This window comes from Paenibacillus tepidiphilus (assembly GCF_008635795.1).
GTDB lineage: Bacteria > Bacillota > Bacilli > Paenibacillales > Paenibacillaceae > Paenibacillus_AQ > Paenibacillus_AQ tepidiphilus.
The window spans coordinates 45,380-60,810 of sequence record NZ_VWRQ01000026.1; the positions used below are offsets into that span (position 1 = coordinate 45,380).

16 protein-coding genes are annotated in these 15,431 nt (G+C 54.9%); 2 read left to right on the plus strand and 14 right to left on the minus strand.

The features are described 5' to 3' along the window. Positions 1-156: 156 nt before the first annotated feature. Positions 157-666, minus strand: a complete 510-nt coding sequence (locus F1379_RS25455) for a DUF1572 family protein (RefSeq protein ID WP_150275281.1) — start codon at positions 664-666, stop codon at positions 157-159. A 311-nt stretch (positions 667-977) separates the two neighbouring features. Here F1379_RS25455 and F1379_RS25460 point away from each other — a divergent pair, with 311 nt between their 5' ends. Further along, the gene (locus F1379_RS25460) at positions 978-3,122 is read left to right on the plus strand and encodes an alpha-amylase family glycosyl hydrolase (RefSeq protein WP_150275282.1); all 2,145 of its coding nucleotides are present in this window, start codon (positions 978-980) and stop codon (positions 3,120-3,122) included. A 60-nt stretch (positions 3,123-3,182) separates the two neighbouring features. Here F1379_RS25460 and F1379_RS25465 read toward each other — a convergent pair whose 3' ends face one another. From F1379_RS25465 to ku, 8 genes are all read right to left on the minus strand, one after another. Then, on the minus strand, positions 3,183-3,653 hold the full coding sequence (locus tag F1379_RS25465) for a DinB family protein (protein WP_150275283.1): 471 nt from the start codon (positions 3,651-3,653) through the stop codon (positions 3,183-3,185). 11 nt (positions 3,654-3,664) lie between these two features. Continuing rightward, the gene (locus tag F1379_RS25470; RefSeq protein ID WP_150275284.1) at positions 3,665-3,922 is read right to left on the minus strand and encodes a hypothetical protein; all 258 of its coding nucleotides are present in this window, start codon (positions 3,920-3,922) and stop codon (positions 3,665-3,667) included. After that, the gene (locus F1379_RS25475; protein WP_150275285.1) at positions 3,909-5,483 is read right to left on the minus strand and encodes a glycosyltransferase family 39 protein; all 1,575 of its coding nucleotides are present in this window, start codon (positions 5,481-5,483) and stop codon (positions 3,909-3,911) included. Before F1379_RS25475 ends, F1379_RS25470 begins: the two co-directional genes overlap by 14 nt. A gap of 163 nt (positions 5,484-5,646) precedes the next feature. After that, on the minus strand, positions 5,647-6,027 hold the full coding sequence (locus F1379_RS25480; RefSeq protein WP_150275286.1) for a VOC family protein: 381 nt from the start codon (positions 6,025-6,027) through the stop codon (positions 5,647-5,649). 151 nt (positions 6,028-6,178) lie between these two features. After that, the gene (locus tag F1379_RS25485) at positions 6,179-6,409 is read right to left on the minus strand and encodes a DUF2188 domain-containing protein (protein WP_150275287.1); all 231 of its coding nucleotides are present in this window, start codon (positions 6,407-6,409) and stop codon (positions 6,179-6,181) included. Between the two features lie 44 nt (positions 6,410-6,453). Further along, on the minus strand, positions 6,454-7,356 hold the full coding sequence (gene ligD / locus F1379_RS25490; protein WP_150275288.1) for a non-homologous end-joining DNA ligase: 903 nt from the start codon (positions 7,354-7,356) through the stop codon (positions 6,454-6,456). Then, positions 7,353-8,261, minus strand: a complete 909-nt coding sequence (locus F1379_RS25495; RefSeq protein ID WP_150275289.1) for an ATP-dependent DNA ligase — start codon at positions 8,259-8,261, stop codon at positions 7,353-7,355. Before F1379_RS25495 ends, ligD begins: the two co-directional genes overlap by 4 nt. Before the next feature lie 3 nt (positions 8,262-8,264). Beyond that, positions 8,265-9,131: a non-homologous end joining protein Ku gene (ku, locus tag F1379_RS25500; RefSeq protein WP_150275290.1), complete on the minus strand. Its 867-nt coding sequence runs from the start codon at positions 9,129-9,131 to the stop codon at positions 8,265-8,267. Between the two features lie 203 nt (positions 9,132-9,334). On the opposite strand from ku, the gene F1379_RS25505 reads away from it, so the two are divergent. Beyond that, positions 9,335-9,910, plus strand: a complete 576-nt coding sequence (locus F1379_RS25505; RefSeq protein ID WP_150275291.1) for a D-glycero-alpha-D-manno-heptose-1,7-bisphosphate 7-phosphatase — start codon at positions 9,335-9,337, stop codon at positions 9,908-9,910. Positions 9,911-9,961: 51 nt separating this feature from the next. Here F1379_RS25505 and F1379_RS25510 read toward each other — a convergent pair whose 3' ends face one another. Genes F1379_RS25510 through F1379_RS25530 form a run of 5 tightly spaced genes read right to left on the minus strand, consistent with a single transcriptional unit; the run spans position 9,962 to position 15,419 of the window. After that, positions 9,962-11,350 (minus strand): MATE family efflux transporter, encoded by a 1,389-nt coding sequence (locus F1379_RS25510; RefSeq protein ID WP_150275292.1) that lies wholly within the window; start codon positions 11,348-11,350, stop codon positions 9,962-9,964. A 33-nt stretch (positions 11,351-11,383) separates the two neighbouring features. Next, a complete protein-coding gene (locus F1379_RS25515; protein ID WP_150275293.1) occupies positions 11,384-12,145 on the minus strand; it encodes an acyl-CoA dehydratase activase in 762 nt (253 codons plus the stop codon). 26 nt (positions 12,146-12,171) lie between these two features. Continuing rightward, positions 12,172-13,407: a 2-hydroxyacyl-CoA dehydratase subunit D gene (locus F1379_RS25520; RefSeq protein ID WP_150275294.1), complete on the minus strand. Its 1,236-nt coding sequence runs from the start codon at positions 13,405-13,407 to the stop codon at positions 12,172-12,174. A 13-nt stretch (positions 13,408-13,420) separates the two neighbouring features. Then, complete coding sequence (locus F1379_RS25525) at positions 13,421-14,536, minus strand: 2-hydroxyacyl-CoA dehydratase subunit D (RefSeq protein ID WP_150275295.1); 1,116 nt, start codon at positions 14,534-14,536, stop codon at positions 13,421-13,423. Further along, positions 14,517-15,419: a thioesterase domain-containing protein gene (locus tag F1379_RS25530; RefSeq protein WP_239004810.1), complete on the minus strand. Its 903-nt coding sequence runs from the start codon at positions 15,417-15,419 to the stop codon at positions 14,517-14,519. Before F1379_RS25530 ends, F1379_RS25525 begins: the two co-directional genes overlap by 20 nt. Positions 15,420-15,431: the final 12 nt, after the last annotated feature.

The following is a 15,431-nucleotide window of genomic DNA, read 5'->3' on the forward strand; positions in this document are numbered from 1 at the left end:
AAGTTCGATCATTCCGCCGACCTCCCCGTTATCCGGGTCACACACCGCTTCAGAATTATCGGCAGATGACCAGTGTACCAGCAGGGAGACTGCGACACAATAGGCAATTCAACACCTGTGTAACGCACTGCCAGCGAAGAGTGCTCCGCTGCCGTATCAGTCGTATTGCCATACCATTTGTCCTGCCCGCTCTTTGGCTATGTGGATGATCTGGCCGGTATGATAGTGCATTTCCCTGAACATAGCCAATACCATATTAAGTGCGGTGGTTTCATTATTAACCTGGCTATAGGTCAAGGGAGGCAAATCCAGATACGGCTGCGACATCCATAATTCCGGGTTCGATCCAAGCTGCTCGACATATTGAATCATGATGTCAAAAGCTTCGCCAGTGAGCCGGATTGCCTCTTCTTTCGTCATGGGCAATCCATGTTCGAATTCCTTGTCCCGGTCTCTGCTGTCGGGAATCCCATACAGGATGGTTTCAATCCGCGAATGTACCCCTCCCCTGATATGCGCGACCAAATTCACAATGCTGTTGCAATCCTTGCTGGCAGCCCAGTGAATATCATGCTCAGTTAATTGATCGAGCGCCTGCAATGTCCATTTACGTTCGCCTCTGAATTTCACCAGTAAACTCTTCTGTAATTCCATAGCGATATCCACACGACCACTCCCTGAGAAACCATATTATTCCTCAACAATAGCAAACATTAGTTCGCATTTCAACAGCATACATGCCTTAGTCAAACGCCATTTTTCTATCTTTAACCCTATTATTTTCCATATTATATATTGACTCTCAGTTGGCAGAGTGGTATTTTGAATACGGAAACCGGTTTCTCATTGGATTTTGTGCAAACGATTCGCCTAAACTCTGAACGTCCTTGAAGGGTCTGCGGATGCGCAGCCGCAGCCGGAGCGGACGTGACGGCAACAGAGCAACATTTGCAGCAACATTTGAGAGGAGACGCCCAATGAAATCTTACAGTAAATGGATCGGTACCGCAGCTCTATCAGTCAGCCTGGTGCTTGGCACGGCCCTGCCTGCCCTGGCCGCCCCGGATACCAGCGTAAGCAACAAGCTCAATTACAGCACGGATGTAATCTATCAGATTGTCACAGACCGGTTTGTAGACGGCAACACTGCCAACAATCCGGCCGGAGCCGCCTTCAGCGCGAACAAATCGAATTTGAAGCTGTATTTTGGCGGAGACTGGCAAGGCATTATCAATAAAATCAATGACGGATATCTGACGGGAATGGGCGTTACGGCCATCTGGATTTCCCAGCCGGTGGAGAATATCACCTCGGTCATTAACTATTCCGGTGTGAACAACGCCGCTTATCACGGCTATTGGGCCCGTGATTTCAAGAAGACGAATGCCGCCTTCGGCAGCTTCAGTGATTTTCAGAATCTGATCACGACGGCCCATGCCCATAATATCAAAGTTATTATCGACTTTGCCCCGAATCATACCAGCCCGGCTTCGTCGACGGATGCCAGCTTCGCCGAGAACGGCGCACTCTACAATAACGGAAGCCTGCTCGCCAAATACGGCAGCGATCCGAACAACCTGTTCCACCATAACGGAGGTACTGACTTCTCCACTATTGAAAGCGGCATTTACCGTAACCTCTACGACCTGGCGGACATTAACCAGAACAACGCGGCCATTGACACCTACTTCAAGGAAGCGATCCAGCTGTGGCTGAACATGGGCGTGGACGGTATCCGCTTCGATGCAGTGAAGCATATGCCTGAGGGCTGGCAAAAGAGCTACGTCTCCTCCATTTACAGCAGCGCCAATCCGGTCTTTACCTTCGGAGAGTGGTTCCTCGGCGTCGATGAAATCAGCAGCGAGAACATCAAATTCGCCAATAACAGCGGGATGCACCTGCTGGATTTCGCTTATGCGCAGGAAGTCCGCGAGGTGTTTAAGGACAAAACCGAATCCATGACCGATCTGAATTCGGTCCTGACCTCCACAGCCTCCAGTTACAATTATCTCAACAACATGGTAACCTTTATCGACAACCATGATATGGACCGGTTTCAGGTGGCCGGAGCCAGCACCAGACCTACCGAGCAGGCACTGGCGCTCACCTTGACCTCCCGTGGGGTTCCGGCGATTTATTACGGCACCGAGCAGTACATGAGCGGAGTCGGTGACCCGAATAACCGGGCGATGATGACAGGCTTTAATACCAATACCAACGCTTATAAGCTGATCCAGGCGCTGGCTCCACTGCGCAAATCCAACCCGGCGATTGCTTACGGCTCAACCACGCAGCGCTGGGTGAATGATGATGTGTTCATCTTTGAACGCAAATTTGGCAAGAGCGTTGCTCTCGTTGCCATTAACCGCAACACCTCCCTGTCTTATCCGATCACGGGTCTGCTGTCTTCGCTCCCGGGAGGAACCTACACGGATGTACTCGGCGGTCTTCTGGGCGGCGGCTCCATCACCGCAAGCTCCACCGGTGCGGTGACCAACTTCACCCTGGCCGCCGGCGGAACGGCGGTCTGGCAGTACACCGCACCGGAGACTACGCCAACCGTCGCCAATGTCGGCCCAACCATGGGCAAGCCGGGCAATACGGTAACTATCGACGGCCGCGGCTTCGGCTCCGGCAGCGGCACAGTATACTTCGGCACAACGGCAGCTACCGGCGCGAACATCGTCAGCTGGGAGGATACGCAGATTAAAGTGAAGATCCCTGCCGTTGCGGCAGGCACTACAACCGTATCCGTGAAGACTGCGGCGAATGTGACCAGCAACAGCTTCAGCAACTACAAAGTGTTGACCGCCGACCAGGTCACCGTACGGTTCAAGGTCAATAACGCCACAACAACGCTTGGCAGCAATGTCTATCTGACCGGCAACGTCGCCGAGCTTGGCTCGTGGACTCCGGCCACGGCCGTCGGCCCGCTGTACAATGTGGTCGAGGCTGCCTATCCGACCTGGTATTTCGATGTCAGTGTTCCGGCCGGTGCCAGCCTGCAGTTCAAATTCCTGAAGGTGGCCGGCAGCACCGTTACCTGGGAAGGCGGCAACAACCATACGTACACCGCGCCTGCCAGCGGTGTCGGTGAAGTCACGGTAGATTGGCAGAACTAAAGACGTTATGCAGAATAAAGCAGCGGCACTTCCGAAGAGGAAGATGCCGCTGCTTTATCTTTATTGCAATGTTCTAAGGTGGCGCTTGATGGCCAGAATGGCTCCGAGATGCAGCCCCTCATGAAAGATCGTTCTAACCAGAACCTGGCTGACCGTGAACATCCCCATTTCCGTTTCAGGGAATACCTCCTCCATGCGTTCCCCGTACGTTTGACGAATCGCCAGCGGCTGCTGCCGGAGCAGGGTCTTAAGCTCATCCAGCGAAGGGGTCAGCTCCGTAAAATCCGCCGGATTCGTGCCATACCCGAACCATTTCAAATATTCCGCCGGGATTGGCTGCCGCTCTCCGGTCAGCGCCTGGAGCCAAAGAAACTGATCGGTATACAGATGCCCCAGATTCCAGTGGATATTGTTGTTAAAACCGGAAGGTATGATTTCCGCCTCAGCATCCGAAATGTCCGCTACAACACCAAGCAGCTCGCTGCGGTACGCAGTCAACTGCTCAAACAGAACTTCATGTCCTCTATCCACAAATAACCTCCTCATTTGTTGTCCGGGTTGCGGACCGTTCCCTGCCGTCCGCCGAAGCCCGGTCTGCTTTCGTCCTCCTGCCATGCTCTGTCCATGCCCTGACCGGCTCCTCCGCGGACTCGGCCTCCCCCGTCGCCCGGCTGACCGCCGGACTGAAACCCTGATCCGGAGCTGTCGATGTGCTGTGCCGTGACAGCCTCGCAGGACGTTAAGAGCGCTGAAGCCAGCAGCCCCGCCAAGAGCAGCAAAATACGCTTACGAACGCACATGTCGGGTCCCCCTCATCATAAGTGGAATCATGCAGCGGTACAAGTCTTTGAAGCCCATACAGGATAGCACAATCAAAAGTGGATAGACCGGGAACAGGTAGCGCGATTTAATTTCCCACAGGAGATAGAAACCAACAAACCCCAGAATCACAAGCACGAGCGGTACTTCGGCGGTCCGGCCTGTGCGTATGCTGCCGATCAGCCTGACGACCGTACCGGCATACATCACAAGATTGAGCGCATACGCGAACCAGATCAGGCCGATGCGGTACAGCGAATCTCCGGCGAAGGCATGCGTAAAGACAGTGGTATAGCTGTAGCGGTCCAGCAGCATCCCGGTCCCCCGGCCCGCAGCAGCCGAGCCGTCATTGCCGATCCCATAACGTTCCATCTGATAGGTCCCCTCCGTCCAGGTCCAGATCAGCTTCTTGTAATACGTCCGGACCAGCTCGCCCGCACTTGCTTCGGATAAAGTGCTGCGGATGTTCTCTTTGAACAGCTCCGTGCTTGCCTCCTTGTTATAGCCCGCTTCTCTTTGATAAATATTATAGCTGGCCCGGTTGTCCCAGAATCCGAACGTCTCCTGGTTAACGCCCATGTTCAGCCACATATAGACCGGTGCGGAATTAGCGTTGACCGGTTCTCCGACCACTCCGCTCCCCTGCAGCACGGCATTTTGTATCCAGCCTGGAACATTGAAGAGCACGGCTAAGATACCCAGCGCAATCAGCGTTCTCCGCAAGCCCACGGTTCGCACCTTCAGTAACAAACTTAATGCAATGGCAATCAGGAAGATAACCCCGATACTGCGGAAATAGTTGCCGAGCGCCAGCAGGACTCCGCTGATTATAATGAGCTTCAGCGAACGCTGTTTCATAAATCTGACGGCGAAATACAGGGCCAAGGTCAGAGCGGCGGTAGCTATCACATCATTGTATATAAAATTGCTCATCAGCACGGCAGGGACATAGGTGGCCGCGAACAGCAGCACCCCGTAATCCTGCTCCCCGTCTTTGCCGCTTAATTCCTTGTACAGCAGGTATATCATGAGCGAGGTTATGAGCATGAAGAGGATGTTGAATATTTTCAAGACCAGATAATTGTCCGGAAAAATAAACAGCAAGGTCTTTAAGTACAGCACCGTCGAGAAATTAAACGGAAACATATGCAGATAGCCCCCGGTCTGAAAGGAAGAATAATCGTTCCGGTACAGCATATCCAGCGCCAGGGAGAGAACAGTCTGTGAATCGTCCGTCGGCAAGCGGGGAAAAGCAAATATCACCCCGACCTGAACCGCCAGAGAACCGAGCAGGATTAGCGGAATGACGAGCTTCGGACGGTATTTCCCCAGCTTCCGGCCCAAATAGAGCATGGCCAGACCGGCAGCGGCAGCCGCAGCCACCCAAACGATCAGCAGACCGATCCGCTGGGACTCAAGCACAGGCGTATCACCGTAGACGGAATAGATATATTTTGCTCTGATCCAAAATGCCGAAGTAATGAAGAGGGCCAGGAAGAATGCGAGCAGGAGGTACAGCGCTTGATGAAATCTTTTGACCATGAAATAACCCCTTTGCAGCAGCGTTGATGAACGTATTATAAACAGCCAATCTGAATACCAGATGAAAATGCGCTGAAAGGGGTCTGAATCTATTCCCGCCTAAACTCCAGAACCAAATAAAAGCGCCCCCACGGAGTGGAGACGCTGAAAATTCTCTTTGTAGTTACCGCTTCTCTATTACGGCAAAATAATTATTCTCATCATCGGCGAAATTGAATACCCGGCTTCCGGCCATCTCTACCAGATCACCGACGGTAATACCCTTCTCCTGAAAGGAAGCATACAGTCCGTCAACATTATCCGAATAAAACAGGATCGAAGGAGTGCCTGTATTCAGGTCCGGTTCATACTGCTCCACCCATTTCTTGTTCTGCAGCACAAAGGTCGTCTGCGCTCCCGCTTGCGGGGCGATTTCAATCCAGCGCAGCCCCTCGCCCTGGTCCATTTCGGATACTACGGCAAAGCCGACTTTATCCCGCCAAAAACGTAAAGCGCGGTCTTGATCCTCCATGTAAAGCATGACTTGTCCGATTTGCTGAATCATTCGATTGCCCCCTGATGTTCGGATTAGCCGTCTCTGCCGGAGCTTGCCTGTATCCGGCCAGAGCTGCTCTCTTAATATAAGCAGAATTACGGGGTCCGAACAAGGGCGGGCTGTCTGAAATGATCAGCTCTTCGGCTATTCCTCCCTGTTCTTAGCCCTTCGGCGGATAAGGATCGTTGCCGTAGCTGATGGAATCCGATATTTTACCGTCCTTGTTATGAATTTTCAGCTCGGTTTCGGCTTTGCGGGCTTCCTCCTTGCCGCGCTCCTCCGCGTCTGCCTTGGTGCTGTGATGGCTAAGCTTCTCGCCGCCCTGCTGATTGTCCCAGCCGCCGTTCTCATTGGGGGTAACATGAACGTTATTCTTGCGTTTGTCTTCCATGGTAACTTCCTCCTTAGATAATAGATGATATTGGTAAATTCCATTTAATCCAGCCTTAGACGCGATCCCTGCTTGCCGACAAAATCAAGTACGGCATCCAGATTCTGCGGCGCAGCCTCTGCCAGCAAATCTCCGCGTACCTGCAACCGCTCCTCGATATTGAGCAGGTGAAACGCCTTCGGATCGGCATTCTGCCGCACTTCCTCCCAGGTCAGCGGCGTGCTGACCGTCGCTTCCGCACGGCCCCGCGGCGTGTAGGGGGCGGCTAAGCTTTTGCCCGCCGCGTGCTGGACATAATCGATATAAATCCGGCCTTCCCGGTCACGCAGCCGGCGCTCCACCGTGAAGAGCTTCGGATACTTGTCCGCCAGATAATGCCCCGTGAAGGACCCCAGCTTGCGCAGCTGGTCGAACGTGTATCCCGGCTGCAGCGGGATGATGATCTGGACCCCGGTCGCTCCCGAGGTCTTCGGGACGGAAGCAATCCCCATGTCTACGAGCGTCTCGCCGATCAGCGACACCGCCTCCATCAGCCCGCTCTCCCCTCCTTCGCTGGGGTCAATATCCAGAACCCATTCCGCCGGCTCCTCCCCGCCGATAAATTCAAAGGACGGATGGAATTCCAGCGCATCTAGATTCCCAAGCCATAGCAGAGTAGACAGCGAATTTAAGTTCACATAGCGGATAGCATTGTGGTCGGCTGTGTCGACGAAATCCGGAAGGCCACCCGGCGCATTCTTTTGATAGAACGGCTTCTCGTCCACCCCGCCTGGATAACGGATTGTCGTCAAATAGCGGTTCCGGCAGTAAGGGAGCAGGTAAGGTGCCAGCGCAATCAGCTTGCCCAGGTAATCCGCCTTGCGGATGCCTGCCTCCGGCCAGAGCAGCTTGCCCGGATGGGTAACGGCAATCCGGTTGCCCTCAACCTCAAGTTCATTGCTGCTCATCGGATAATCCCCTCCAGCTCCTGCAGTTTCGGTTGACGCAGCAGCCCGGCTTCGGTGACCTCCCGCCCGCTGACCTGAACGGTCAGCGGCTGCTTCAGCCAGCGGATATCGGCGCCGCGCAATCCCTCCGGCAATCCGGCCGGGAAATAGTCTGCGGCCCGGCCGCTCATATCCAGCCGGGCCAGCTGCGCCTTCGCGGACTCGTTCAGGCCGGACGAGATCCGGCCGAAATAACGGCCTTCCCGGACCATCGCCAGACTGGACAGCCGGCCTTCCTTGTACAGCACGGCCACAACCAGGGCCTCATAATGAAAGGAGGCTTTGCGCTTGTACCAGTCGGCATGATCTTTGCCTGCGCGGTACAGGCTGCCGCTCCGCTTGGCGATTACACCCTCCCAGCCATGCTCGGCCACCCAGTTCCAGAGGGCTTCGCCATCCTCAAAGGTGTCCGCCAGGTATAACGGCGGCCCCCAATCAGCGGCCAGGGCGCGGAGCCGCCGGTTCCGCTCTTCAAACGGCAGGCCGCGCAGGTCCTCGCCGTCTTCGTACAGCAGATCGAAGAGCACATACTGTACCGGCCTTTGCACGGCCGCCTGGGCGATAAGCTGCGGGTCCTGCAGCTTATCCCGCTTCTGCATCAGCTGGAAGCTGGGCCGGCCGGAGCCCGGCTCCAGAATAACGGCTTCCCCGTCCAGCACAAAGCTGCCGTGCTGCCGGGACAGCGCCGCCGCCAGCTCGGGATAGACGGCCGTCTTGGGCAGCATTTGCTTCGACCACAGGGCAGCCCGGCCGTCCTGCACCGCCGCAATGGTCCGGAAGCCGTCCCATTTCAGCTGGTAACGCCAATCCTCGCCCTGCGGAAGCTCGCGGACCAGTATCGGAGACATGGGCAGCAGCGGCTGCATGCCTTAAGCTCCGGTACGCTTGGAGCGCCCTTTGCTGCGGTTTTTCGTCGCGGGTCCCTTCGTCTCCTTGCTCGTCCCTTTCCCTTTGTCTGTATGGTCGGCCGGCTTCAACTGCTTAAGGCTGGCCTGGAGCGCATCCATCAGATCAAGCACATTGCCGACCTTCTCCTCCGGTGCGACCTTGACCTCGCGTCCTTCTATTTTGTCCTCAATAGCTTCCATCAGGCGCTCCCGGTATTCATCCTTGTATTTCTCCGGCTCGAAGTCGCCGGTAAGCTGGCCGATCAGCGTCTTCGCCATATCCAGCTCGCGGCGGTCCACCTTCTCATCATCCGGCAGGCCCGGAATCTGCTTACGGTCGCGGATTTCCTCTTCGTAGAACATCGTAACCAGCGACAGCACACCGTCGACGACACGCACGGCTGCCAGACTGCTCTTCTGGCGGATCGTCACATTGGCGATGCCGATCTTCTCCGTTGCTTTCAAAGCCTCCACCAGCAGCTTGTATGCATGCACTCCCGTCTCTTCGGGCGACAAATAATAGGTCTTCTGATAGTAAATCGGATCGATATCGGCGAGATCAACGAAGTCCAGAATCCGGATCTCCCGCGAAGTCTCGGAGGCCAGCTCCTCCAGCTCCTCCTTGTCGAAGGTAACGAAGTGCCCCTCCTCATATTCGTAGCCCTTGACGATATCGCTCCAGGCGACCTCCTGCTCGCATTTCGGGCAGGTACGGCTGTAATGGATCGGTTCATTGTATTCGCGGTGCAGCATCCGCAGCGGAATATCGTTGTCGTGAGTTGCGGTGTACATTTTGACAGGCACATTGACCAGTCCGAAGATGACAGCGCCCTTCCAGATCGTCTGCATGCCGGTAACCTCCTCTGTTCAATTCGTCAATGCCCATTATTAACCGCTTTGACTATGGGACAATCAAGCGGCAGGCGGGTCCGGGGCTTCCTTCTTATGGCAGGGATGAAGAATTGGTAGATATGAAGAAGTGGTAGGCATGAAGTGTGCTGGAGCTGTCCTGCGGGTATAGTGTTTAGAAAGAGAAGAAGGGAGAAGGTTCAATGGGCGTGGAACAAACTGGACGTAGAGCGGTCTTTCTGGACCGGGATGGCGTACTAACCGAGGTCAAAACAAAGCGGGTCCGCTATGTTAACAAGCCGGAGGATGTCTATTTACTGCCGGGGGCGGCGGAAGCGGTGGCCGGCCTGCATCAGGCGGGCTATGCGGTCTATATCGTCACCAACCAGGGCGGTGTCGGGCTGGGGCGGATGAGCCGTTCAGCGCTGTCGGCGGTGCACGGGCGGCTGGAAGCGCTGCTGGCGGAGCGGGGCGCGCACATCGACGAGATCCTCGCCTGCACACACAGGCCGCAAGCAGGCTGCTCCTGCCGGAAGCCCCAGCCCGGCATGATCCTGGAGCTCGCAGAGCGGCACGGCATTGACTTGGCGCAGAGCTATATGGTCGGCGATATGGAGTCGGACATCCAGGCCGGGCAAGCGGCCGGTACGATGACGGTGCGCATCGCCGGCCGGAAGCGCCGGGCAGCGAAGCAGCCGGCGGCGGACCTTACAGCTTCCTCGCTGCTGGAGGCGGCCGTCCTTATAATCCGCCGGCTAGCCGGGAAGGCGGCGGATTGAAGGAGTCCTCACATTGTTTATCGGCTAGAACTTCTCGTCATATCGTCGGCCTTAAGCCGATACCGACGGCGGCTTCAACACTTCGATTTGCCGCCACTTCCCGTCCAGATACCTCTTACCTACAAACAGCAGCATCGCCAGCGTGAACGCCAGCAGCTCCAGCCATACCCAGTAAAGCGAGTAACCGGCCACAGTGTATGTAAGATAGGGCAGCACCAGATAAAAGACGATGGGCATCAGCAAATACAGCTTCATCATAAACAGGGTGTCACCGGCTGCCTTGAGAATGCTGCCAATGACAATCTGTACGGAATCAAAAATAATCCAGACAGAGGTGAGCCGAACCAGCGGAATGGTAATATCAAGCACTGCCTGATAGCCCGGAGAGCTGGGGTCATGGAAGATGGAGATCAGCGGACCGGGCAGCAGATTAAAGACCGCAATAATCAGCACATTGAAGCCGAGTGCGAGCCACAGGCCTTTGCGCAATACACCTGAGATATTATCCGTTCTCCCTCCTCCCCGCTCCTGGGCCGCTACAATACTGAGCGCATTGCCTAGTCCCCATATCGGAAAGATCGACAGACCCTCGATGGTAAACACGATATTGGCTGCAGTGAGATCATTTTCCCCCGTGCCGCCGAGGATAAGCAGCAGCAGACTGAAGTAGGCTGTTCCCACAAACGACTGAATCCCTGAAGGCAAACCAAATTTCCAGATCTTCTTGAATGGCGCAAGGTCCGGCTTCCAATGCTTGAATACCTCAAATCCTTTCTTATAGGCCGGGGTACATAACAGCAGAACGGTCAGCAGCAGATTCAGCAGACAGCTGAATAAGGTAGCCAGCCCGGCGCCCTTGATCCCTCCCAGCTCGGGAAACCCCCAGTTTCCGAAGATAAGCAGCCAATCCAGCAGAATATTGCACAGATTCGCAATGACGGAAACATACAGAATTTTCTTGGTATCGCCCACTCCCCGGAACAGGCTGGAGCAGGCGGCAATCATAATCTGAACGCTGTTCGACAGGATCATCAAATAGAAAAATTGCTTCTCATAAGCCAGAAGCTCACCGCCGTGTCCCATCAGCGAGAAGATTTGGGCAACCAGCGGCGATATGGCGAGCAGCCCCAAGGTGGACAGCAGGCTGATGTATATCCCCTGCCACAATGTTCTGCTGCTGCTTTTACGGTCCCCCGCTCCATAATGGTGCGAGATCAGCGTGGAAGAGAACCCGACGACCCCGAGAAAGATGCTCGCCAGTGAGGTAGCTACGTTGCTGGCCGGCATCACCGCCGCAAATTGCGTCGTGTCGTAACGGGCGACAAAGGCTCTGTCGATGAACACCATAATATTAATGGAGAACATCGATAAGATAATGGGATACGTTATGCGGATAATATTCCTGTAGGATACCGGTTCTGAAGCGGCGGTCTGATCCAAGCAGATTCCCTCCTTTCCTAAAAGAATTGACAATTATCCCAGATAGGCTGCACCAATCGCACCTGTAACCTGCGGATAATCGGTGACGTGCACCTTCATTTTGAGCTTTTCCTGCAGGGAATTAATAATTCCGATGTTCTTGGCTACGCCTCCGCTCATCCCGAGCGGTTCACGGATACCCACCGATTTCAGCAGAGCGATGGAACGGGTGGCGATGGAATCATGGACGCCTTTGACAATATCGGGTGCAGGCGTCCCAACCGCTACCAGGGATACCACCTCGGTCTCCGCAAATACGGAGCACATGCTGCTGATGCGCGCGGCCGACGTGGAAGCGAGCGATATTTCCCCCATCTCTTCCAATTGTACGTTGAGCGCTCTGGCAATAATATCAAGGAAGCGCCCGCAGCCGGCAGCGCATTTGTCATTCATCAGAAAGTTAAGCACATTGCCGTCATCATCCAGCTGGATCGCTTTACTGTCCTGGCCCCCGATATCCAGAATGGTCCGGATTTCCGGATTGAGGAAATACATCCCCTTTGCGTGGCAGGTGATTTCGGAGAAGTTTTTATTGGAGAACGGTACGTTTTCACGGCCATAACCGGTGGTAACCACTACATCCACCTGATCCTCCGTCAGTCCGGCCTTATCCAGTACATTGCGGAAGGTGGTCTGGGCCGATTGCCGGTTGTTGCCGCCTGTATAGATCACGTCGTAAGCCAGTACTTCTTGTTTGTCCTTGAGCACTGCCGACTTGGTCGAGAGTGAGCCGATGTCGATTCCAACTGTTATCATGATTGATTTCTCCTTTATGCTTAGGTTTAAAGAATTTCCAGGAAGGCATCAATGCGGTTTTTCACCTGGGAGAATGAATAATTATTTTTGTCCCGGATATCCACATCGACCGACAGAAACTTGATTTTCTTCAGCAGCGCCATTTCACGGACAGCTTGTCCCAAGCCCATCATGTTGCGGCAGCCCCAGGTGTTGACCAGAATAATGCAGTCGATCTCGTTCTCGTCGCAGACATAAGCGGTTTGCTCCCGCATGCGGACCGAGTTCCACAGATAGGATATGGAGCGTCTGGCCATCGTCTCAAGCGTCTGCCCGGAATCCAGCAGCATCAAGTTACCTTCCCAATAGGTTGTCCAGTAGACGAGCTCGATTTTGTGCTCCAGGTACTGGACCATTTCATGGGATTGGTCAGGCGCGAGACCGACCCAGAGCATTCGCTTCATACGCGGCGCGGTTTCTCCGGCTGCCAGCTTCTCCTGAGTCTCGTCATACAGCGTCCGGCATATCTTGACCATCTCTTTCATGCCCCAGCAGTTGACGGCCATAATCTCATACAGCTCGCGCTGCAGTCCGGGGATATGAACCTTTTTGGCAATATCGATGGTCTTCAGAAAATAATCCTTGGCCTCGTTGGACAATGCGATCACCTGGCGGAACCGCGCATCATCATACGCCATCCCGGTAGCCTGCTCGATCTCCTGCAGCACATGCTGGAATTGCTCAGCCAGATAGGCCACCGATTCATCCGTTTCCTGGAGAGGCACATTGAAGGTGCTGTATACCGTGTCATAGATTTTGCTGAATTGAAACCCGAGCTTGGACAGCCCGTCGCACAGATGGTTGTTGATAATAATCATGTCGGGCCGCGGCAGGCAATTCGCCAATGCGGCACCGTAGGCGGCGCGCACACTGGAGCATAAATCCCGGGGGAGGTAATTCTCTTCGGTCAGCCGCAGGCACATGTCGATGGCTTCCGATTGCGAGAACAGGGTCGAGATGCTCTCAAAATTCAGCGAGATGAATCCGAAGGCAAATAACAGCTCATTGGGGAACACCTCACCCACGTAGGCCACCTTCGTCTGCTCCTTGAAGCATTCGGTAATGTAATAGGCATTGAACAGCGAGCGGTAACGGGCTGTCTTGGGGAAGCTGGGCTCGATATAGTTGTCCATATTGTAGCTGGTCAGATTCTCTCTCATTTTCCTCGCCTGCAGCTTCCGGTCATTGCCGTCAATCAGCTTGAACTCGCGGGTCAGTATCATAGGCGCCTCCTCCTTAGGATATTCTGGTCTCAAAAAAGGTCTGAATCCGCGTCCGGATGCTCTGGATATTCGTCATATGCTGCTCCGACTCGATGAAGAGCACCGGGATGCCCTGCTGGGCCAGCGAATGGCGGATATAGGGGTAATCCATCAGATTGGTATCGCAGAATTTCAGCGACACATACAGTACCGCATCAATTTCATGCTCTTCCACGAGATCGCGGATATGCGCTGCCCTGCGGTCGGCATCAATCATGCGTGCGCTGACGGCCTTTCCCAGATAATAGTCGGCAATGGCGGACAACGGATCTTCCGCGTCCTCGTTGATCTCACCGGCAAAGTAATTAAAGCCCGTGCTGAGATCCTCGCAAACGATACGGGCGCCGGTCCGTTCAATCACCTCCAGAATGCTGGGATTATCAAAATAACTGCCGCTGATCAGCACCTTGCAGCCGTTCGGAGACGCCGGTGCTTCCACACCTTCATATTCCCGGAGCGCTGCGGACAATCTGCGGTTGAATTCCTCCTTCATCCCGGCGCTGCCTGCCTTGACGAGCTCCAGCAATTGCATGGATTGTATCGGCAGAATGCCTTCATTGCGCATACGGCTGGCCGTCCGCAGCAGTCTGCGCGACTCATTGCACAGCCGGATTGCTCCGCGCAGTGCTTCTTCGTCGATGGTGACTCCATAGTGCTCCTCCAGGTCACCCAGCAGCCGCTTAAGCTGGAACCGGTAATAACTGAAGGACGCGGGCTTCGTGTCCTTCGGCAATTCCAGCAGATGATAGAACTGCCCCCCGACATGCTTCTGCCATACCTCGTACAGGCGTTTGCGCATATCGCAGGTGTCCAGAAACACATGTCCGTCCGCGAAGGAATACACTTCATCCAGCCCCTCGCTGAAGCAGCTGAGGATATAGGAGCAGAAGTTGTTCGACAGAATGGAGGACGCCTCCGAGCTTACGGTGCGCGTCTCTCCGGTCAGGCGGAACGGGGCGATGCCGGCGGCATACAGAAGCTCTTCCGGCATGTAAATCGAGCTGAAGCCGAGCTTTGGACGGTCAAGCTGCGGCAGCAGCTCCAATCTGCTCCGGTGCAGGTCATATACGCTATCGAACAATTGGGTCATAGGGAGACTCCTTTTCCAGAATGGTATTTAAGATACCGGCCAATTGCGCCCCGGTCTCTGCCCCGAACAACTCGTAATGGGACGCGGCAACTTCATAAACCGCCAGACGGGGGCAATGCAACGCCCAGGACTCAAGCCCGTCAATAGGATCGGTTAACGCTTTGATCAGGTGAACCGGAAAGCCTGCGGAGCGTGCGGGAACATATTGCAGCCTGGCCAGATGAAGCGTTCGGTTCTGGTTAAGCAAATACAGCCGCTCTACGGGGGTCAGCGTTCCGAGTCTGTTCAAGGGAAACGGCCAATCCTCGTCCATAAAGCTGTAAAAGCGTGCCCAGTCTACCCCATCCGGGGATTGCAGCAGGTGGCTGTACCATGCCTCAAGGTCTTCCTCCGCCTGCAGCCGGCTGGAAAGCATAGTGTCATTCATGAATGGACTGAACAAGCTATATTCGCCGGCCGCAGAGAACAACGGCTGGCTGTCCTTGGGATAATAGCCGGGCTGCGGAGTATCGAACATACAGCACAGCCGGACTTCCTCCCCTTGCCGCTCCAGCAGCAAGGCCATCTCCAGCGCCAGGGTGCCTCCGATGGACCAGCCCGCCAGATAATACGGGCCGGCTCCTTGCAGCCTGATCCATTCGGTGTACTCGGCGGCAAGCTGCTCAATCGTTAGATTGCGGGGGAGACCGTCGACGGCTTCATCCGGGGCAATGCCATATATATTGAACCTGTTGTCGACACCGGGGCAGAAGGGAAAATACCCTTCAATCCGGCCGGTGCCGTCATGGATCAAATACAGCCGCTTATCCGGCTCCGTACCTTTTTGCAGCAGAACCAGCTTGCGTTTGTAGCTGAATTTGCGGTGTGCGAGCTGCAGCGCCATAGGCAGCAAATG